Annotated in this window: 12 protein-coding genes; 1 reads left to right on the forward strand and 11 read right to left on the reverse strand. The window is 37.6% G+C overall.

Features of this window, described 5'->3' with window-relative positions:
- Positions 1-144: 144 nt before the first annotated feature.
- The 8 genes from rhaT to K319_RS0103175 all read right to left on the reverse strand — a co-directional run bounded on the left by rhaT (position 145) and on the right by K319_RS0103175 (position 14,759).
- Positions 145-1,233, reverse strand: coding sequence for an L-rhamnose/proton symporter RhaT (gene rhaT / locus K319_RS0103140; protein ID WP_027382299.1), 1,089 nt, complete (start codon positions 1,231-1,233; stop codon positions 145-147).
- 122 nt (positions 1,234-1,355) lie between these two features.
- The gene (locus K319_RS0103145; RefSeq protein ID WP_169712647.1) at positions 1,356-3,062 is read right to left on the reverse strand and encodes an FG-GAP-like repeat-containing protein; all 1,707 of its coding nucleotides are present in this window, start codon (positions 3,060-3,062) and stop codon (positions 1,356-1,358) included.
- A gap of 155 nt (positions 3,063-3,217) precedes the next feature.
- A complete protein-coding gene (locus K319_RS0103150; RefSeq protein ID WP_027382301.1) occupies positions 3,218-4,378 on the reverse strand; it encodes a glycoside hydrolase family 88/105 protein in 1,161 nt (386 codons plus the stop codon).
- A gap of 44 nt (positions 4,379-4,422) precedes the next feature.
- Complete coding sequence (locus K319_RS0103155; protein WP_027382302.1) at positions 4,423-6,300, reverse strand: rhamnogalacturonan lyase; 1,878 nt, start codon at positions 6,298-6,300, stop codon at positions 4,423-4,425.
- 326 nt (positions 6,301-6,626) lie between these two features.
- A complete protein-coding gene (locus K319_RS19735; RefSeq protein WP_034671292.1) occupies positions 6,627-7,430 on the reverse strand; it encodes a DUF4350 domain-containing protein in 804 nt (267 codons plus the stop codon).
- Between the two features lie 142 nt (positions 7,431-7,572).
- Entirely contained in the window at positions 7,573-10,344 is a 2,772-nt protein-coding gene (locus K319_RS0103165; protein ID WP_027382303.1) for a glycosyl hydrolase, read from the reverse strand.
- Between the two features lie 183 nt (positions 10,345-10,527).
- Positions 10,528-13,383: a glycoside hydrolase family 2 protein gene (locus K319_RS0103170; protein WP_034671295.1), complete on the reverse strand. Its 2,856-nt coding sequence runs from the start codon at positions 13,381-13,383 to the stop codon at positions 10,528-10,530.
- Entirely contained in the window at positions 13,383-14,759 is a 1,377-nt protein-coding gene (locus K319_RS0103175) for a rhamnogalacturonidase (protein WP_027382305.1), read from the reverse strand. The genes K319_RS0103170 and K319_RS0103175 overlap by 1 nt, the downstream gene beginning before the upstream one ends.
- A 337-nt stretch (positions 14,760-15,096) precedes the next feature.
- Between K319_RS0103175 and K319_RS0103180 the strand changes: the two genes are divergently transcribed.
- Positions 15,097-18,087 carry a LamG-like jellyroll fold domain-containing protein gene (locus K319_RS0103180; protein ID WP_027382306.1) on the forward strand — a complete coding sequence of 997 codons (2,991 nt, stop codon included), beginning with the start codon at positions 15,097-15,099 and terminating at the stop codon, positions 18,085-18,087.
- Between the two features lie 78 nt (positions 18,088-18,165).
- Here K319_RS0103180 and pgl read toward each other — a convergent pair whose 3' ends face one another.
- From pgl to gndA, 3 genes are read right to left on the reverse strand one after another with little or no spacing between them, the layout of a single operon-like run.
- Positions 18,166-18,873 (reverse strand): 6-phosphogluconolactonase, encoded by a 708-nt coding sequence (pgl, locus tag K319_RS0103185; protein ID WP_027382307.1) that lies wholly within the window; start codon positions 18,871-18,873, stop codon positions 18,166-18,168.
- A gap of 15 nt (positions 18,874-18,888) precedes the next feature.
- Entirely contained in the window at positions 18,889-20,370 is a 1,482-nt protein-coding gene (zwf, locus tag K319_RS0103190; protein ID WP_027382308.1) for a glucose-6-phosphate dehydrogenase, read from the reverse strand.
- A 16-nt stretch (positions 20,371-20,386) separates the two neighbouring features.
- Complete coding sequence (gene gndA / locus K319_RS0103195; RefSeq protein ID WP_027382309.1) at positions 20,387-21,805, reverse strand: NADP-dependent phosphogluconate dehydrogenase; 1,419 nt, start codon at positions 21,803-21,805, stop codon at positions 20,387-20,389.
- Positions 21,806-21,971: the final 166 nt, after the last annotated feature.

Genomic DNA, 21,971 nt, shown 5'->3' on the forward strand with positions numbered 1-21,971 from the left:
TCGGAAATCTACATTAATTATAAAAAAAGAACACTGACAAAAATCAGTGCTCAATTTTCATTTAATTTGAAAGGAATTTGTATAAGAAATTTATACAATATATAAGAGAAAATTTATTCATAATTGATTATCAATATTTGTTTCTTATCTCAACGAGTTACCATAACCCACAATCAAAATCGAGATAAACATCACGATCATCCCGACAATAATAGTTGAAATAGTTTTTCTGGAAACGCCTTTCCATTCCTTGATAATCACGCCCCAAAGATTGGCAATAAGAATGATGAATGCCATGTGTAAAATCCATGAACTTGGACCATTGCCCATCTTGCTCTCTCCCATTCCGTAGAAGAAAAACTGTAAGAACCACATCGTTCCGGCCAGTGCACAGAAAATTATATTTTTTACAACAGGTACATTTTTCTTGGTATAATCGGTGTAAGATTTATTTTTAAATGAAAGATAAAGACAGCCGATAAGATTGGAAGCCATCCCGCCCCAGAGGACAACAACATACGTCACATTATTTTGAAAAAGGAATTCACCTTGTCCCGGATTGGCTAGTTTCCACGCCTCGTTTGCGACCATTGCCATTGGTTTCCCCGCTTCCAGCCCAAAATTGAAACACGCGCTTAAAACTCCCGAAATAATCGCAACTGTTAAACCTAAACCGAATTTGTATTCCGTTTTTGTCTGACCTCCGTGCGGGTCAAAAGATTCGGTCTGAAGTTCCCTGTCTTTCATCACTCCTGCTTTTCCACTGATGATGATTCCCACAACGCAGACCAAAAGTCCGAGCAAAACAAACTGTCCCCAAGTGTTTGAAAACATTAATCCGATATTATCTTTTCCCGCTTCAGGATTGAATTCATAATAAATTGACGGCAAAAGTGAGCCAATCACCATCGTAAGTCCTAACATAATACTGCTTCCCAGTGCAACACCCAGATAACGAACGCCCAAACCATACATAAAACCGCCAATTCCCCAAAGTGCACCGAACAAAAAAGTCAGTCCCAAAATGGATGAAGATTCATTCTGAATGATTTTCCAGAAATTGGGAATGGTAAGAAATGCAGCCAGCGGCGGAACAATAATCCAGGAAAAAACACCTCCGATTAACCAGAATGTTTCCCATTGCCAACCTTTTACTTTTTTATACGGCAAATAGAAACTTCCCGATGAAAAGCCTCCTAAAAAATGAAATATTACGCCTAATAGTGCATTCATAATTATTGTAATTGTTGAATCTGAAAATTAACAAGACGAAATCGATTGCGCATCTTGCTCTGTCCTGCAAAGAGAAATTCAGTTGCGAAATGTATAAAAATAATCCGGAAATGTTGATGATTTTAGTAATGTGTATGATTGACCACGGTATTTTTCAGGTACATTTCATCTTTCTTTTTGTCTTTACCCGATTTTTCAGCAGATTTGCTGCCCCAAACTCGTAAATATCCTGAACCTAACGTAATGACTTCTTCCGCACCGTTACCCGTAAAATCGAACATATGAAAAACCGGGTCAGGAAAATCAAGTTGTCCTTTTCCTTTTTCATTAATCAGAAATTTATACCAAAAAAGTTGCTCTGTTTTGCCATTCCAAAATCCCTTAACAAAATCCGGATTGCCGTTGACAGGATTTCCCGGCCATTTAAAAAGAAAATCTCCGCTTTGATTAAACCAATACAGCTGACTCGAGAGATAAGGTTCTCCCAATTTTCTGTTGCCGTATGTGCGTGCGCCGGCAACAACCTGTAATCCGGGCATATTCTTAAGAAAATTTCCAACCTGAATCTGCTGTGTATGTTCAGCAACATTCTGCCAGATGATGTTCCCCGTCATTCCATCATAAATAAAAACCCCGGTTTCACTGTTGGCGGTGACAAGGTCTGTTTTTCCGTCCCCGTTGATGTCAGCCAACTTATAACTGTCGGCGTGGTCGTGATTATCCGGCAGTAAATCAAACTTATTCCAGATTTCATTTCCTTTTGCGTCCAGTAAAAGTGAACCGATGAGAACTTCATCGATTCCGTCGTTATTTAAATCAACCGGATAGATGTAATGTCCCAAATTATCTTTTTTCCGCTTCTCGGTATGTTGCCAAAGTTTTTTTAGTTGGCTATCATAAGCCGTAATGTTTATTGTATTTCCCATATCGGTAAAAACGGCCAGTTCATTCGGACGGTTTTTGGTAAGTTTTCCAACAGCAAGACGGAAATTATTGTACACGTGTGGAAGTGGCTGAGTCGGCCATTCGGTTTTATATTTTATTTTTCCTGTGGTTCCATCGACAATGACAAGAAATTCTTTCCCGTCAATCATTCGCCAATGTGCAACTTCCGCCTTTCCGTCATTATCAAAATCCCAAATAACGCCCGGCGCCTCAAACTCGGAACGCTCTTTCGAATATTCTTCAGGCGCTTTCCATTGCCAGAGTTCTTTTCCGCTGTTATCATAAACACGAGCCGAAAAATCTCTTTCCAAAACCAGAAAATCTGTTTTTCCGTCGCCATTCACATCACCGAATTTCACAGCATTGCTTGTCGGAATTTTATATTCTTTGATGAGAACTACGTCTTCATTCAATTGTTTCGAACGAATATCTTCAATTTTGAGATTCGGATTTTTACTGAATGCGAAAACATTGAACATTGCTCCGCCACGAATTCTTGTGATTTTGATGTCGTTAATACCTTTTCTCAGCTTAAAAACACCTCCATTCTGCCAATTCATTTTATCACGTCCAAAAATTCCTGAAGTAATCTGGTCATTGACAATCACTTTGAATGAACTCTTTTCATTGCCGCTGCTGCGGACAAAAAGATGGTAATCGTCTGCTTGGGGAACAATAATTCTGGTCATCAGATTGGTTTCTGAATTGAGCAGAATCCCCGTATTGTTGAACAGCCATTCCTGCTTTTGCTGATTGGCATCGGTGAGATAATTACCTTTCGGAATTTCATCTACAAAGTCGGACGCCGGAACAATAATATCCTTAACTCGGTCATTCTGGGCATTAAAAAATGATATCGAAAATATCAAAATTATTAAACTCATTTTTTTTGAGAATGAACATTGCTCCATTAAAAACTTTTTGTGGAAAAGCAACAGCCTCATTTTAAATTCAATAATAAACAATTTGAAAAGCATATCTCGAATATCTTCTGAAAATGTAATATTAGTTTTGATTTGCATACGCTGTTGCTTTTTTGTTATTTCAACTTATAAACCTCGCTTCCAGCCAACAACAAGCAGCCTAATCCGTAATCTTCAAAATCCGGCACCTTATCAACCGCTAAAGGTTGTCCGTCTTTCGGTTCCTTTCCTGTTCCCTGAACCCAGCCTAAAAATCCGTTCGGCTGCACAGAATCTTTTACAATGGCATTCCACGCTTTGACCAAAACCGGCAGATAAGTTTCTCTGTCGATTAAATTATTGTTGACGCCATATGCCATTCCATAAACGAAAAGTGCCGTTCCGGTCATTTCTTTTCCGCCAAAATTCGTGGGGTCGTGAAGACTTACATTCCAGAAACCATCTCCCCGCTGAATCGGCAACAAAGCCGCCAACAAATCTTTGTAATCTTGGAGATATTCCTGATAATGAGGGTCAGATTTCGGTGTATCGTGCAATGTTTTTGCCAAAGCAGCGACTACCCAACCGTTTCCACGGCTCCAGTAGCAATCTTCACCATTTGGTTCTTTGTAAGGCGGAATAAAACTTTTGTCTCTCCACCAGATTTTATCAGCCTGGTTGTACAGACCGTTTCCGCCTTCTTTGTACTTGGTGTGGGCATACATTTCATAATTTCTGTCAAAATATTTTTGCTCACCTGTTATTCTTCCCAATTTGGTAAAAATCGGCATCGACATCTGAAGCGCATCAATCCACCACCAGTCATCCACTTTATTGGTGGCAATCATACTGTCCATCGCAGCTTTCACGTTTTTGATTCTTTCCGGATTTTTTCTTTCGTCGATTTCATACAAATCGATATAGGTCTGTCCGCAAGCTTGGTGGTCGGCGTTTCGGGTGTAGGTTCCTCGCTGTAATTCCCAGTTGTGATTATTTGCCCAAGACATTGCATAATCATAATATTCTTTTTTTGGGTCAACAGAATATAACGCCATCAACCCTTCATAATACACCGCTCTTGTCCAAAGATTACTCGGCCAAACTTTTTTCCCGACAATCTCCTTTTTCGTATCGGGCCATTTGTTCATAAAATATTGATTGGCTCGTCTTGAAACTTCCAAAACTTCTTTTTTATTTGGAATTTCAACTTTTGACGCCGTGTTGCTTTTCTGTACAGAGCAGGAAGTAAAACCTCCGATGATGAGTGCCAAAAAACCTGTTGTTAATAGTTTCTTCATTATATTGATTTTATTTTTTAAATTGAATTTCTAATTGCTTGGAATTAATTTCTTTTTACAGAGATAACATTTGGCTTCGGCAGTTCTTTAATTGATTCATCCAAATAATAATTGGTGTGCGGCGGTTGATTGTAGCCTACATTTTGCCAGACAATACTTAGTCGATACTGCGGATTGTGCATCAAAGTATACAATCGATGTTGCGTCGGAATGGTTGTACTGAAAATTCTCAATTCCTGATTATCGGCCGTTCTGTACATTACTTCTTCGCGCCAGTCCCCAAACAAATCGGCAACAAGAGCCGGATTTTTCTTTGTCCCGTTATTCGATTCGCATTGAAAATCTTTTGCATCGAAAATCAAATTGGATTTTTCTCTTTTCCAGTCCCATTTTGAAACAACAGTTCCGTCTAAAATCTCGCTTAAAAAATCACCGTCCCAATAAATCCCCATATTCACTGCCGGATTTTTATCACTGATTTTTTTGCCTTTTGCGCTGTAAACACCTTTTAATCCTGCGCCGGATGCCCAACATTCTGAACCTTCATACCGAGGGTCAATGTTCAGCGACAAACCCCTTCCCGGTCCTTGAAATTTACTTGCCTGACTATAAACGGTTGACGGTAATTTCCACAAAACTTTTCCTGTTTTCCCGTCTCTGAAATGCGCTCCCGCATCGTCAAACCGTTCCTGAATATCAAAAATTTCCAATCCGGGATTGGTTGGGTCTAAATCGCCAACGTGTAAAGCATCGCCGTGACCGTAACCTGTACTGTTCAGAACTTTCCCATCATCGTCAACCGTCATTGCTCCGAAAATAATTTCATCTTTTCCATCATTATCAACATCTGCAATGCTCAGATTATGATTTCCCTGTCCGCGGTATTGTTTGTTTTCTTCGGAACTTTCGGTATCAAAAAGCCATCGAAGACTGAGTTTTTTATCTTTGAAATCCCAAGCAGCAATCGCTGTTCTAGTGTAATACCCTCTCGACATAATGACACTTGGCCTTTTTCCGTCCAAGTAAGCAACAGCTCCTAAAAATCGGTCGATACGGTTTCCTTTGGCATCGCCCCAGGTTTCGGTCATTTCTTCGTTGGTAGGATTTAAACCCCCTGCGAATCTTGGAACTTCATAATTTACTGTATTAATTTCCGCCCCGGTTTGTCCGTCAAAAACCGTTAGAAATTCCGGACCAGAAAGAATCATTCCGTTTTCATTGACGTAGTTTTTTGTTGGGTCACCAATATATTTTCCTTTTCCGTCTTTGCTTCCATCAGCAGTTTTCATTACGATTTCCGCTTTTCCGTCCTGGTCTAAATCATAAACTAAAAACTGTGTATAATGCGCTCCTTCCCTAATATTTTTGCCTAAATTGATTTCCCACAAAAACTGTCCGTTCAGTTTGTAGGCCTGAATAATCGGCGGGTCAGTTTCTCCTTTTTGGCTGTTATCGTGCGACCTTCCCGTTTGATGAAGGATGATTTCGTATTCTCCGTCTCCGTCCAAATCGGCAACTGAAGCATCATTTGGAGTGTAGCCTTCCGGTGTTTTTAAAGGAATTGAAAAATAAGATTTCTGATTGGCTATATATTTTGCAAAATCCTGGTCAACATCCTGATGTTGCGTATTTGATTTTATAAAATAGGTGTAATTTTTTCCTATGTCAGCGGTTTTATCTAAAAAATTAGTTTCATTGAACAACGGTTTCTCATTCAGTTTTTTGGTCTGATTATTTTCTGTGCGGTATACATCGAAATGGGTATCCTGAGCTTCCGTTCCCAACAATCGCCAACTTACAAAAACACCTGATTCTGCAGGAATTGCAACGATTCCACGCTTTAAATATTCCATTTGTCTTTGGGCAAAGAAGATTTGCGAAAGAAATAAAGCGGATGTAATGAAGATATATTTGATTTTCATATTTAAAATCTCTTGTTTTTAATAAGTTTGGCTGAATGCTTTTATAAACTAATATTTCCACAATGTCATTCTGACGAAGAAGAATTTCATTGGTTTAGTTAAGATTCTTCACTCCATTTCATTTCGTTCAGAATGACAAATGCTCTAATAATGACATTTAAAACGTTTAATTTTTCGCAGCCCGACTTGAGCGGAAATCCTTTTTTGCATATTCCTCAAGTTCTATTTAGACCGAAATCTTCTTGCAAAAAAGATTGGGAGCGGAAGGCGGAAAAGCTGCCCAAATAATCCCCAACAATTAAATTCAATCGATTGCACACACTCAATTATTTTTTGGAAACCTGCTTGAGTAACCATTTTACCCATTCTTCGGTTCCTTCATAATTGGAAAAATCCTCGGTAAGCTTCTTTCCATCGATGTACTCATTGTAGCACCAAGGGTCACCTAACGCAAACACAGTTCCCTTTCCAACTTTTGCGATAGCACCAATCGCCTGATTCTGAGCATACAAAAATGGCTTTGCAGGTGCTTTTACCGAAATGGTACTGACTTCTTTCATATATAATTTAAGTTCCGAAAACACTTCATTTCCCGGTTTTACGTAGACTGCACCTTTCTCAAACTCCCTGCCTTTCAATCTGTTGATGCTGTCATCGTTAAAATGAATGCCGAACTTTTCCGCCAGTTTATTGAAATACTCAAACTCGGAATTGCCATTGTCGTTGCTCATCAAAACCAAAACACCGCCTTTTTTCACCCATTCTGTAAGGTTTTTGATGGAATTAGCGTCAATCAAATTGGCTTTTCCTCCGTACGCTTCTTTGTCGATATCGGGATCAACGATGATATAAATATTAGCGTTTTTCAAGTCTTTTTTGGATGGAGCGGTCGTCAAAGTGCTGATTTCTGCACCTTGCTTTTGGAAGATTTCGCCTAGCAAAGAAAATCCGCCGTTGGAAGTGTCGTTCCACGTGTAATGCCACGATTCCAAAACTTTGGTTTCTTTATTTTCCTTTTTTTCGTTGTTGAAAAAGTTGTCCAAAACGACTTTCGGTTTGTTTTGAGCATTGGAAAATCCAAATGTGAGGAGCGTTCCTAATGCCAATGTTTTTACGATATTTTTATTCATAAATATTTATTTCTATTTTCAAAAGGCTTCGACAATCCTTCGACAAGCTCAGGATGACAACGCTAAAATATAACGTTTATTAGTAGAGATGTCACACTGAGCTTGTCGAAGTGTCTCTATAATATTAATTCCTAATTCTAAATTATTTTGAGAAATATACAGGAATTAATTGAATTTCGCCATCCAAACCTGAAGGTTGTACTTTCCAATTTGATGCATCGAATGGTTTGTAATCAATGTTTACAAAATTGATTTCGTGGTAATTTCGCCACTGGATTTTATTCTGGTCCATATAACGGATTCGGTTGGCCATCAGGTTTGAAACCTCAATCTGAATGGTATTTTTTCCCTTTTTCAAATATTTTCCGACGTTGATTTCAAACGGTAAACTCCAGACAATTCCCGCATCTTGTCCGTTGATGATCACTTTTGCACTTTCATATAATTTGTTGAATTTCAGTACAAAATCGTCGGCTTTTTTATTTAATTTAAATGAAGTCGTGTAAACTCCGGTTCCTGAAAAACTCTGTGTTGAAGCGTCTTCAGTAAAATTTGTCCAAGGCTGAATTCTGTCTAAAACTCTCGATTTCGGAAGTTCGGGACCGCCTTCTTTGAAAGTCAGTTGCCAAGGTTGATTTAAAATAATTGGGGCTTCCATTTTTTCAATATATTTCCATTTTGAAATTGAATTATCCGTAGTTTCTGAAGCTTTTATAATTAATGATTTTCCTGATTTCAGTTGAACTTTTACCGAATTATTCTGTGCTTCAGCAACACCAAAATCTCCGTTTTCAGGATTCATTAAGGCAATCTGTTTTCCGATAAAATTCAAAGGAATTTTCTGATTGATTTCTTTTGAAGTATGATTGACAATGTAATAATATTTTCCACCGTCAAACTTTCTTCTGACAAATTTCAATCCTGTATCCGTTAATTTTTCTCTTTCAATTTTTAAATATTCTAAAGCTTTTTCAACATCAGAACTCAACACAATTCTTCCTTTTCCGAATGTTGCTGATTGTAAATTTCCATCCTGCTGAAAAGGAATTTTAGCCCATAAAGATTGTAATTCTTTTCTTCTTTTTTCAAATTCAAAAAATCCCGGAACGTTTTTTGGCTCGCTTTGGAAAATCACTGAAGCGCCATTTTGAGCTAAGTTTAAAATATTTCTTAAAGTGGATTCAGAAGAATAAATCAACTGAGGAATAATTAAAACCTTGTAAGAACCACCATTTTTCGAAACCTGAATATTTTGATTTTCAAACTTTGCTTCACCAACCATTTTATCTGAAATCATATCCAGAGAATAACCGGATTTTCCTAATTTTTCAAGGTTTTCGTAAAATACGGTCGGATGCAACCACTTTTCAATATTATGAATTTTGAACGCCATATCTTTCCCTTTCGGACTCGCCCATTGGTCGTAAACCGGCCAATACATCAGGATTTCGTTGTCTGATTTTCCACTTTGCAAAACGGATTGTGTTCTTTCGATGTAAGAATTTAAACCTTTAATATTCGGCCACAACGAATTTTCTGGAACAAAATTCGTCGAAGCATAAAACAACCAGCCCGGAAACTGAACATCAGCGGGCGTATACGTCGTTCCGTGATAAAAAATATGGTTGATTCCGGATAAAAAAATCTGTTCTGCTTCAGGTTTTACCTGTGACCAAGACGTTTTAAAATGTTCCGTCAACCAAGTAAAGGATTCATTGGAAATCAAAGATTTTCCGGTAATATTGGCTGCCGAAGAAGCGAATTTCAACATATTGATGTCGGGAATTTCTTTCGTATTAATGTCTTCCAGATTCCTTCTCAAACCCTGAATATCAAATTTTGTGCTTCCGAAAGTTTCAGATTCAGGAATATCCACTGCAGCGTATAAATCCAGCAAATTCCCCGGAGAACCGTGTGCCTGATTCGTATTTTTTGAGTTTTTGGAATGTGCCCAATTCGTAAAGTTTTCTGTGAAATTATGAAGAATCAGTTCGCTCATCGTTTCACGATAATCTGATTTTATTCTTCCGGCGATTTCACTTTCATCATCGCTCACCAAATATTTGATATACTGACTTAAATCGTAACCTCTTCTTTTTTTGAATTCTTCTTTAAAATTTACCGTCCAATCTGCACCATAAACCTCATAACTGTCATTGAAAAACGAACGGACTCCATAGTTTGAATTTCCGAAAGCTTTATCGAAAGTTTTCAGATAATCCTTTGTTGCATCGGGAGAAAAATGGTCTAAAGTGTAGCCATCGCCACCCGGAGCGGCACGCTTTACTTTCTGTAAAGTTTTGCCAACAAAAACTGCGTAGATTGTCCATTTTCCAGAGATTGGTTTCCAGTTTAAAGTTCCGTCTAGAGCTACTTTATCTGTTAAGACAAACGCTTCATTCTTCTCATTGTAAGCGGTTACAATATCGAGTTTTGTGGCTTTTATATTCTTCTGTTTCTCGTCTTTTAAAACAATCTTTTCAGAAAATTTTTCATTCGGTTGAATGTCATAAGTCTGAACAATCATTTTTGTTGCTGCATCATTTTCATCAACTTGCAGTCCGCCAATTGGCCAGCCTGTTCCAACCGACATATCAACGCCCATATTCAGACTTTTAGCCTTGTCAGTCGTGAATTGTAACATTTTCATCCATTCCGGAGAAAGATAATTTATGTATTTGTTTTCAAAACCTTTAGCACCATAAATCGGGACAATCTCTACTCCACCAAAACCTGCTTTGGAAAGGGTTGTCAGTTGTTTATCCAAACCTTTTTCATCGACCGCACTTCCCATCCACCACCAACGAGTCCACGGTTGAGCGGTATTGTTTGCTTTTGGCCACGGATTCTGTGCGGAAAGATTTCCGAAGGTGAAACATAGAACGCTGAGTTTGAGTATACTTTTAATTTTCATTAAATTTATAATTAAGAACAAAACTTTTTTCAGACTTAAATTATTTAAAGTTTTGTAATTCTGCTTTTCAGAAGAATACATTAGTTTTAAAAATCAAAGATTTATTTTTCAACATTAAGAAATGAAGATTTATGGTTTTATTATTTAAATTCTTATATCAAATCAATTTATTTAGCCTGATAATTAATCCGTCAAAATATTTTCTTTTGGCATTGTAAACTGTTTATTTTCATCGCCTAAATCCGGCAATCCGAAATAGAAATATAAGGTTCTTTTAAACGTTCCGTTCAGATGATTCGGTTCGCTTTCCGGTCCTAACGATTCGGTTTTATCGTTAATGTTAAACGCCAAAACAGTTCCCAACGGCGGAATCGCATCTAAAAATGAAATATTTCCGCTTGGCAATTTCGGATAACCTTCCGCTCCATAAATTCCGTAAAAATCGAAAAGTCTGACGAACATTTTTTCTTCTTTTGTTCCAATCGTAATTTTTCCTTCGGCTGTATCCAGTTGCAACCACGAAACATCATCAAAATAACCTTTAAATTCAGGGTAAATCCACGGCGATTGTCCGGTTCTTGTTGAGTTTTTTAAATTCTGCCAAACATTGTAAGTCTGTCCCTGAGTTCGGTTTTTCCAAATGTGATAAGGGCCTTTTCCAAGCCATTTTGCGTTGATGACATAATTTTCTGGATAATCGAAACTTACGCCTGCAAACTGATAATCTCCCGCTAAAGAATACTCATAATTTAATTCTAAAATCCCATTCGGATTGAGCTTCCAAATGATTTTATTTCCGTTTTTGTAATTGACTTCAATCAGTTGGTTTTGTCCTTCTGCAAAAGATTTTATAGATGATAATTCCATTGTTCCGTTCACGAAAACAGGGCCATTTTTGAAGGTCATTTTCTTGCCTTTTTTATCGACAATCACAGATTTTAATAAGCCATCTTTTTTTCCAATGGCAAATTCTTTTTCGTCTGATTTTAGAATAAATTCAGCATCATTTTCAGTCACAGAAACCTGAAATTCTTTGATTAAAGATTTTGAAAACTGCTTTGAAATTTCATCATTCGACTTCAATTTCCAGGTCCAGGTATAAATTTCTTTTCCGAAAGAATCAGTTGCCGCTAATAACAAGCCTTCATTTTCTTTCCAGTTTGGAGGAAGATTTAAACTTATATTTCCTTTTTCTGTCGGTTGAATATTTGGAGATTCTGCTTTTCCTGTTTTAATAATATCAAAACCTGATTCAGAAGAAAATGGTGTTTTAAATTTAATTAATTTCCATTCAAATTGACAGTCTTTTAAATTCGTAAAATGATAGCGGTTTTCAACAGGAATATTTCCGTTAAAATCGTTTGGTAACGATTTCAAATCAATTTTTACCGGGCTGTAAATTTCACGGATAGCATAGAAACTACCTTCCTTTTCACGATGTGGCCCCAACACTCCGTCGGGAGCATTAATCGCATTGACATCAATCTGATTATTAAAATCCGTTCGTACCAAACCTTCATCCACAAAAGCCCACAAAAAACCTCCCGCTCCTTTCTTGGAATTCCAATGCAATTCCCAATAATCGGCGAGAGAAGTTCCGCCACCGCCGTCGTCCTGTGCGTGTAAAAACTCGGTCGGCATATAAATATTTTCGCCTTCGAGGATATTTTTTGTGCTGTAATAATCTTCATAATGATTGCAGTCGATGCCGTTGAAAGCGTTTCCTGGTTTGTGATGCGCGTGAATGACAGGTCGGTTTGACAAGTCGTATTTTGCAAACTCGGCATCCAAATCAAAATTATGTCCGCCTTCATTTCCGTTGCTCCAGAAAATAATTGACGGATGATTGGCATCTCTTGTAACCATTTCTTTTACAAGCTTTTTCCCGACTTCTGTGCTGTACTTTCTTTGCCAACCCGCCAATTCATCCAAAACATATAAACCAAGCGAATCGCAAATTTTCAGAAACGATTTATTCGGTGGATAATGAGAACAACGAACGGCATTCATATTCATTTCTTTGATGAGCTTAACGTCCATTAAATCGATATTTTCCGTGACCGCTCTACCCGTTTCCGGCCACCAAACGTGACGATTGATGCCTTTCATTTTTACCTTTGTTCCATTGATGAAAATTCCGTCACCTTTGCGGATTTCAATCGTTCGGAAACCAAACTTTTCTTCAGTTTGACTGATTGTTTTTTTGTTTTTATTTAAAGTGAATTTAGCTTTGTATAAATTCGGTGTTTCCGCTGTCCATAGTTTTGGGTTTTTAACGGAAAACTGAATCTGTTTTAAAATATCTCCTTTTTGAATTTGAACCTGAGATTCACCAACCAAATTATTTTTAATATCAAAAATTTCAACTTTCAAATTATTTGTGGAATTAATTCCTTTCAACCTAATATTCGAACGGAAAGTTCCGTCTGCTTTAGCATCAATTGCCGTTGATGAAATATGTTCTTTCGAAGTTGCTTCCAAATAAACCGGTCGGAAAATTCCACCTAAAATCCAATAATCAGCTAAGCGTTCTGCATTGTTGACAGATTTATCAGCTGACATTTTGGAGACTTTTACCTCCAGAATATTTTCTTTTCCAAATTGAATTTTATCCGAAACATCATATTTAAACTCATAAAAAGCACCCTGATGAATTGCTCCTGCCGATTTTCCGTTGATTTTCACTTCGGTATCGGTCATTGAACCTTCAAAAACGATGTTGATGGTTTTTCCTTTCCAGGAATTGGGAACGGTGAATTTGTGTTTGTACAAACCTGTTTCGTCATGAAACTTGAAGTTTTTACCATACGTTACATAATCCCGACCGTAATTGTACGAACCAAAACCTTGCTGTTCCCAATGAGAAGGCACATTGATTTTGCTCCAGCTTCCTGATTTTCTACCTGAATTTATCCAAAAATCCCATTCTTTGGTATGTTCAGCATCTTTCCCACTTAAGAATTGAATTTCTTTAGACTGAGAAAACAAAAACTGTGAACAGACACATAACAGAGCTAATATTTTGGAAAAAAAACTCATTATTTTGCAGCAATTTTTGAATCGTCTTTTTTATCGTAAGATAGTGTAAGAGAAGCCACTTTCGTTACGTTAACTTTATTTTGCTTTAAATTCTGAATGGTTTTTAAATTCTGTTCTTCAGGCTTTATGGCTTTAATTTTAAGATTTTCAAAAGTGAAATCTTTTAAATCAAATAAATCTGATTTTTCAATAGAAAAAGTGGTCTCGCAGGTGATATCAATATTTTTTAAAGTAATGTTATTGGCTAATCCTTTTCCAGGTCTTTCCTCACCTTTCAAATCAAAAAACTGATTCCAGCCTTTTACATACAAAAAGGTTTTTACATTTCCTTTGATGTTTTCGACCGTCACATATTCGTAGTGTTGAGGCGTGTCTGGACGCATTTTCAGGTGCAGCAATCTTGATGGGTCTTTCACCACAGAGTTGCGTAAAAGCACGTTGTAATTGTGGATAGATTCGCTTCCGCAAGTCAAAACCGAATGACAGAAACCAAAGGTACTGTCTTCAATCAAAATATTTCTGTTTTCTCCGTTATTTGGGTCTGTGTCGGCTTTCGGACCTTTTCCTCCTTTCAGAGCGATGGCATCGTCATTGACTGACATATAGCAATTTTTAATCAGGAAATTCGTGCAGGCATCGATGTCAACTGCATCCGTACTTGGGGCTTTTACCGGAGCTTTTGGAGCAAGAATCGTGAGATTTAATAATTTAACGAAATGAGATTTGTAATAATGCGTGCTCCAGAACGGTGAATTTTTTACCGTAATTCCTTCAATCTGAATATTTTTTGAATTGGAAACATAGATGATCCTCGGCCTCATTTCATCCATATTTGTGCATTTAGGATTCCATTCGCGTCTTTTCCAGAATGATTTCCAGAATCTTAGTCCGTTTCCGTCAAGGGTTCCCTTTCCTGAAATGGTAAAACCGTCTAATCCATCTGCATTGATCAAAGCCGGAAAATATTTTACGGTCTGCCCTTCCATTCTTGTTGTCACCACAGGAAAATCGTTGATATCATCGCTTCCTTTTAATTTTGCACCATTTTCTAAATATAAATGAGTTCCTTGTTTAAAGAAAACCGAACTAATAAGAAAAGTTCCTTTCGGGACGATGATAACACCGCCGCCGTTTTTCGCAGCAACATCAATAATTTCCTGAAGCTTTTTGGTCTGAAGAACCGTACTGTCGTTCTTCATTCCGTTTTCTGTAATGATGTATTTTTTGCCTAATGTATTGACATCGGTTGGCTTGTTTTCTTTGAACCACTTCGGAATGGCTGTTCCGTCTGGAAATTTGTCCTGACTTTTTAAAGATGAAAAAGAAAAGAGAAGAGAAAAAGTTAAGAAAAGCTTTGATATATTGTGAAATTTCATAATCGATTTTATATAGCTAATAAACGAAAATAAAAATATAGTTTTTGTGTAATTAGCGCATCCTGTCCTCACCTGTCAATAAAATATCAATGAAGTTATAAAACATATTTTTCATCGATTGAATGTTAAATTTTGATTCTAAAACATTTTATTTGATACAAATCCAATCATCTTCAAACCTTGATTAAATCTTAATTCAAGTTAATATTTAATTAATACAAAATTCACAATAAATCATAACAACCTGATAATTAACAGGATTCGACAGGACAGTCATCTTGATGGTTGTTTCTAATTTTCCATCACATCAAAAGCCCTTTAATTAATCAGAATTATTATGAAAGAAAAAATTCTACCTATTAAGCAAATGCTTAAGCTATTTATGTTTTGTGGAGCAATTTCAACGACTATCGGTATTGATGCACAAACATTGGCCTTTCCGGAAGCGAGTGGTTTTGGAAGATTTGCAACAGGTGCACGCGGTTCAGCAAATCCTGAAATCTATATGGTAACCAATCTAAATGATAGTGGGCCAGGTTCTTTCCGCGATGCAGTGAGTAAAGAAGGGCGATTTGTGATATTCAAAGTTGGTGGTATCATCAGGACCCAATCGCAAATCGTGATTCCTAAAAACACAACCATTGCCGGACAAACTGCGCCAGGGGAAGGTATTGTTCTCCTTGGTTCCAGGGTTACTTTCACAGGTGCGAGTAATACGATTTCCCGTTATGTAAGAATCCGCTTTGGAAGCACTACACAAGGTCAAGACACATCGGGATTAGCCAATGGTGCGAATATGATCTTTGACCATATGTCTTTCACTTGGGGAACCGATGAAGTTTTCTCTATCAACTGGGATAACAAAGGCGACAGTCCTGATAATATAACAATTCAGAATTCTATTATCGGCCAGGGTTTGCATCGTCATAATCATTCGGCTGGAGGATTGATGCAACCTTCCGGTGGAAAAATCAGTTTAATAGGAAACTTGTATATCTGTAACAAAACCCGAAATAATAAAGTAAAGGGAATCAACGAATTCGTCAATAATATCGTTTATAACTGGGGAAATTATGGCAATACCTACGGCCATACAGAATCCGGTGATGCTTATATTATGGGTGGAGACTCAGCAGGAACTTCGGATGTTAATATCATCAATAATTATTTTATTGGTGGCCCAAATACAAGCAACACCGTCACAACGCCTTTTAACAGAGGGAATGATAACTTCTCTTTGTACGGTTCGGGAAATTATTTTGACAATAATAAAGACGGAATCCTAAACGGCACTTTGGTTCCTTCGGATTTGACAGGTTTTCCTACGGGAGATATTAATTCCATCAAATCAGAACCTTATGATTATCCGATGAAAAATCCGACTTTGACAGCTCAACAAGCTTATGACAAAGCGATTTTGGATGTTGGTGCATCCTATCCCAGACGTGATCAGGTTGAGAAACTTATGATTTCTGATCTGCAGTCAAAAGGAACAACGGCAACTTATGTTTATGTTCAGTCCGACCTTGCGTCACAATTTGGTTTTACAAACGGCGGTGCAGGACACGTTTACGGTGCTCCAGCTCCCTTGGATACAGACAATGACGGAATGCCGGATGCCTGGGAAGAGGCGAACGGATTGGATAAATATACGCCAGATGCTCTGAATGTAAGCACAACGAATGCGCCGTATCTCAACATCGAAGTTTATATCAACAGCTTACCCTATCAAACTCCGCCGGATTTTATAATTCCGCCAACTGACCTGAATTTCACGAATGTTACGACAACAGAAGTTCCGCCTGCAAGTTCTTTCACAGTTAACTGGAGCGATAATTCGATTAATGAAACTAATTATATTCTGGAACGTTCGACCGACGGAAATAATTTTTCTGAAATCGCAACCTTGTCTGCAAATACTGTAAGCTATAATGAAACAGGATTAACTCCAAATACTCAATATTATTACAGAGTTAAAGCGAGTAATGCAACAGGATCTTCAGTTTATACTTCAATAGAATCAATTACAACTCCACCAATTCCGTCCGCTCCAACAAAAGCTACAAATCCTACTCCGACAATTGGAAACAACAATGTAGAATTAACCAGCGGTAATCTACTTTTGAAATGGTCAGGAAGTAATAATACAAAGATCTATTCAGTGTATTTTGGAACTAATGCATCCAATTTAAGTAAAGTGGCAGATGTTACTTATTCAGCTTCTCCGTCTTATCAAATGACGGGATTGAGTCCTGGAACAACTTACTATTGGAGAATTGATGCTTCGAACGAAAAGGGCACCGCAACTGGTGACGTTTGGAATTTCCATACATTAACTCCAGGTCTTGTTGGGCATTGGCCATTCAAAGAAGCACCTTTTGAAGGTGAAAAAATTGCAGATGTCACAGATCATGAGAATAACGGCATACTGGATACAGCTTATGATAATGCTAATGTCAGAATCGCAGGAAAAGAAAATTATGCACTTGATCTATTGACCTCACCCAGTAATATGTACATTGCAAGTATTCCAAATCAAGACCATATTTTCTTCGATAAAAATTCATTCACGGTGTCTTTTTGGATGAAAGCTCCTACGAGTATGATTCCAACTTCATCATCAACAAGTCTCTATGTACTTTGTAAAGGCTCATTTACAAGGAATACAACAACGGGAGCAACGGGAAAACGCTACAATATTGAGATAAAGGGCGGACAATTACGTTTTGCTATCGATGATGATGTGACCAAGAAAGAGATCACTTCACCAATTGCCAATTATTTTACTGGAGATTGGGTCAATGTGGTAATAATGAGAGACATTGTTGCCCACAAAATGAGAATTTACACAAACGGAGTCTTGAGTGCAGAAGGCGATGAAACGGCTGTTACAGGAATTGGAGAAGTCAGCGACTTGGTAATTGGAAATATTGGAGAATTGGAATTAATGTCAACCACAACTCCGGCGCCTTATAAGGGCGCATTTGATGAACTGAAAATGTTTAACTATGCATTAACTCTATCAGAGGTACAAGCTTTGTACAGCCAAGCGACATTAAGTACGGATAAATTCCTTTCTAAAAAAGGCATTATATATCCTAATCCTGCAAAAGACCAGATCTCGATACAGCTTCCTGATTATAAAAAATCCAATTTGACTGCAATACTAAGAGATATGACAGGAAAAATTATCATTGATGAAAAAATCAATTCTAAGGAAAAAGGAATTTTCATTTTAAACATTTCCAGCAGAAAAGCTTACGGGGCTTATATCTTGAATGTTTCCGGAGAAAACCTGAATAGTAATTTCAAAGTTATTATAGAATAATACAAAATCAAATTTTTCATAAAAAACCTCTTTCAAAATCTTTGAAAGAGGTTTTATTTTTTTGATCATTAATTAAGACTATCCCATTGCTTGCTTGTCCGTAAAAAACTGAAATGTTCCTTTCTTCTCAATTAATTGAATTGGATATAATTCCGGATTGTATTCTCCGTTTAGAACTTCATTCAGAGCATGTTTCTTTGATTCACCAAAGGCAACTACCAAGATGTTTTCAGCTTTATTAATGATCGGTGCCGTCAATGTAATTCTGAACATCTTCTGGGACTCCAGATAATAAGCACTTACCCATTTTTCTTTTTCGTGGAGAATTTTTTCACCTGGAAAAAGCGACGCTGTATGACCATCATCTCCCATTCCTAAAAGTATGAAGTCGAAGACTCCTTTTCCCAAAACCGATCTGATCTTCTCTTCGTATTTTCTAGCATATTCTTCTGGTTCAATCCCATCTTCATACATCGGGAAAATATGATCACTATTAACCGGAACTTTATTCAGCAATGTTTCGAAGGTCATTTTAGCATTACTTTTCTCATCATTGAGTGAAACCCATCTTTCATCGACCCAGAAAAAATAGACCTTGTCCCACTCTACTTTATCTTTATAATCTTGAGTTGCCAATAAATTAAAAATCGCCTTTGGAGAAGAGCCTCCACTCAACGCAACAACAAATTTGCCATGCTTCTGAACAGATCTTTCCGAAAGTTCAACAAATTTATCAGCCGCCTTTCTATACAGCGCATCCAGATCATCAAATACTGTGATATTCATTTTAAATTTTATAAATTAAACCCATTTGTGACCTTGTCTTTCAACTAAAGCATTACTATCTTCCGGTCCCCAACTTCCTGCCTCATAATTGGGAAAGGAAGAATCTTTGGTCTTTTCCCAGGTTTCCTGAATGGTTTTCATAACATCCCAGGCTTCCTCTACCTGATCAGAACGCATAAATAAAGTCAAATCACCCAAAAGAGCTTCCAACAACAATGTCTCATAAGCTTCAGGCGTGTCATTCTGACAGGCAAAATTATCAAATATCATTTCCACAGGTTTCAACTCCAATGAGAGTCCAGGTTTCTTTGCCATAAACTGCAATCTGATATCCATCTGAGGTTGGATATTAATGATTAATCGATTAGCTGATAAAAGCTGTGAACTTTCTGAAAATGTATTATGTGGAAGCGGCTTAAACTGAATCGTGATGTAAGAATGCTTTTCTTTCATCTTTTTGCCAGTACGGACATAGAAAGGAGTATTCTGCCATCTTTCATTATCAAGATAAAATTTTATAGCGACGAAAGTTTCGGTATTGGAGTCCGGGGCAACTCCTTCTTCCTGACGATAACCTTTTTCTGGAACGCCATTAACTGTACCTTTTCCATATTGCCCTCTCACAGCATAATGATCAACTTTGTCGGGCGAAATTCTGCGAATCGATTTCAGAACATCAACCTTGCGATCTCTGATCTCACTTGATTCCAATGAAACAGGCGGCTCCATAGAAACCATGCAAAGGATCTGTAACAAATGGTTCTGGATCATATCTCTAAGTGCTCCTGTCTGCTCATAGAAAGCAGCCCGTGTTTCCACTCCGACTTCCTCCGCAACAGTGATCTGTACAGATTCTATGTGCCTGTGATTCCACAAAGGTTCGAATATCGAGTTTCCAAATCTGAATGCCAGAATGTTCTGAACTGTTTCTTTCCCAAGATAATGATCGATACGATAGATCTGTTCCTCTTCGAAAGCCTGGGAAAGAAGGTCATTCAGCTCGATCGCAGATGCCTTATCATGACCAAAAGGCTTCTCTATTATGATTCTATCCTTCTTGGGATTGGAAGCAATTGATGTATTTTTGATATGACCGGAAATAACCGATACAAAATTGGGAGCGATCGATAAATAGAAAAGCCTGTTGCCTCTTGTCCCATAGACCTTGTCAAAACCCTCTAATTTCTGATACAGATTTTTATAAGAATTTTCCTCGTCCAATTGATGTTGAAAATACTTAATATGAGCCTGAAAGCCGGCCCAATCTTCCAAAGTCACTTTTCTTCTTGAAAAACTTTCCAGATTTTCTTTAATATGATTTCTAAAGTTCTCATCCGTATTCTCTGCTCTTCCCAAAGCCAGAATATTGAATCCTTTGGGCATTCTTCCATCAATATACAAATTATAAAATGCCGGAAAAAGTTTTCTTTTCGCTAAATCTCCTGTTGCGCCAAAGATAACAATGGTCGTTGGCTGCAAAATTGTGTGTTCGCTCATTTTTTTTTCGAGATTTTTAATTATTTTCACTATTCCAGAAAGTATGGAAAACACCCTCTCTATCAACTCTTTGATAGGTATGTGCCCCAAAATAATCTCGTTGAGCTTGAAGAAGATTCACAGGTAAAGATTCCGTCGTGTAAGCATCAAAATAGCCCAAAGCCGTCTGGATTCCTAAACTGGGGATTCCGTTTGACACGGCAAAAGCAGCAGTTTTCCTTAATGACAGAATTTTATCTTTCACAATTTCAGAAATTCCGTGATCTAATAAAATATTAGACAGGTTCTCGTCTTTAGAGTAAGCCTTGTAGAATTTTTCCAATAAAACCGAACGAATGATACATCCGCCTCTCCAGATTTTCACAACATCCTTTAATGGAATTTCAAACTGATACTCTTCAGAAGCTTTTACCAATAATGCCAAACCTTGCGCATAACTGATCAAAGTTGATAAATAAAGCGCTTCACCAACTTCTTTGATGAATAATTCTGTATTTTCCGGCTTCGAGATGTCTGCTTTAGAATATAATTGGGATGCCTTTACTCTCTCATCTTTATAAGCGGATAAAATTCTTGAGGTTACGGCTATATCAATTGTCGGGATAGAAACTCCGATCTCCATGGCCTGTTCGGAAGTCCATTTTCCGGTTCCTTTGGCACCTGCTTTATCAAGAATCCTATCGACAAGGTAAGCATTTGTCAAATCATCTTTTTGCTTAAAAATATCTCTTGTGATCTCTATCAGGAAAGAATTCATTTCGCCTTCATTCCAAGCTTTGAAAACCTCGTACAACTGGTCGTTATTAAGGTCTGCGCCTTTTTTCAACAAATCGTAAGCTTCGCTGATCAATTGCATAATAGCATATTCGATTCCGTTGTGCACCATTTTCACATAGTTTCCGGCAGAGCCCTTGCCCATATAAGCTGTACACGCTTCGCCATCAACTTTTGCAGAAATCGCTTCCAGCATCGGTTGTAGAAGACCGAAAGCTTCCAGGTCTCCCCCAGGCATTATACTGGGCCCTCTTCTGGCCCCTTTCTCTCCTCCGGAAACTCCCATGCCCATAAAATGCAGATTTTTTGATGCCAGGTCAGCAATACGCCTGTTTGTATCGGCGAAATAAGAATTCCCTGCATCTATTACGATGTCTCCTTTGTCTAAAAGTGGTGTAATATTTTCTAATACTGCATCTACAGGTTTTCCCGCAGGAACCATCAGTATGATTTTTCTCGGACTTTCCAATGCAGATACAAATTCTTCCAAAGACACTGTTCCCTGCACTGTTGTTCCTTCAGTTGCACCATTGTGAAGTTCTTTTACCTTTTCCTCGTCAAGGTCAAATCCCGCAACCGAAAAACCGTTGTCGGCTATATTATAGAGAAGGTTTCGTCCCATTACTCCAAGACCAACGATCCCATAATTAAGTTTTTTCATTTTTAATTTAATTAATTTAAGGAATAAAATTACGGAAATGCTAAAGACGAAAAAAATTAAACACAAAAAAATTATTTAAAAAAGGCTATAGTCAAAATGAATTGATAATACTTTGAAATTTTTTTTCAAAAGCTATGTGTCATTCAACGACTCATTTTGCCCGTTC

The sequence above is a fragment of the Epilithonimonas caeni DSM 17710 genome, from assembly GCF_000426465.1.
Classification (GTDB): Bacteria; Bacteroidota; Bacteroidia; order Flavobacteriales; family Weeksellaceae; genus Epilithonimonas; species Epilithonimonas caeni.

Excerpts from the sequence above, each read along its gene's own strand:
- rhaT (WP_027382299.1), bottom strand. The coding sequence starts at position 1,233 with ATGAATGCACTATTAGGCGTAATATTTCATTTTTTAGGAGGCTTTTCA.
- K319_RS0103145 (WP_169712647.1), bottom strand. The coding sequence starts at position 3,062 with ATGAGTTTAATAATTTTGATATTTTCGATATCATTTTTTAATGCCCAG.
- K319_RS0103150 (WP_027382301.1), bottom strand. The coding sequence starts at position 4,378 with ATGAAGAAACTATTAACAACAGGTTTTTTGGCACTCATCATCGGAGGT.
- K319_RS0103155 (WP_027382302.1), bottom strand. The coding sequence starts at position 6,300 with ATGAAAATCAAATATATCTTCATTACATCCGCTTTATTTCTTTCGCAA.
- K319_RS19735 (WP_034671292.1), bottom strand. The coding sequence starts at position 7,430 with ATGAATAAAAATATCGTAAAAACATTGGCATTAGGAACGCTCCTCACA.
- K319_RS0103165 (WP_027382303.1), bottom strand. The coding sequence starts at position 10,344 with ATGAAAATTAAAAGTATACTCAAACTCAGCGTTCTATGTTTCACCTTC.
- K319_RS0103170 (WP_034671295.1), bottom strand. The coding sequence starts at position 13,383 with ATGAGTTTTTTTTCCAAAATATTAGCTCTGTTATGTGTCTGTTCACAG.
- K319_RS0103175 (WP_027382305.1), bottom strand. The coding sequence starts at position 14,759 with ATGAAATTTCACAATATATCAAAGCTTTTCTTAACTTTTTCTCTTCTC.
- K319_RS0103180 (WP_027382306.1), top strand. The coding sequence starts at position 15,097 with ATGAAAGAAAAAATTCTACCTATTAAGCAAATGCTTAAGCTATTTATG.
- pgl (WP_027382307.1), bottom strand. The coding sequence starts at position 18,873 with ATGAATATCACAGTATTTGATGATCTGGATGCGCTGTATAGAAAGGCG.
- zwf (WP_027382308.1), bottom strand. The coding sequence starts at position 20,370 with ATGAGCGAACACACAATTTTGCAGCCAACGACCATTGTTATCTTTGGC.
- gndA (WP_027382309.1), bottom strand. The coding sequence starts at position 21,805 with ATGAAAAAACTTAATTATGGGATCGTTGGTCTTGGAGTAATGGGACGA.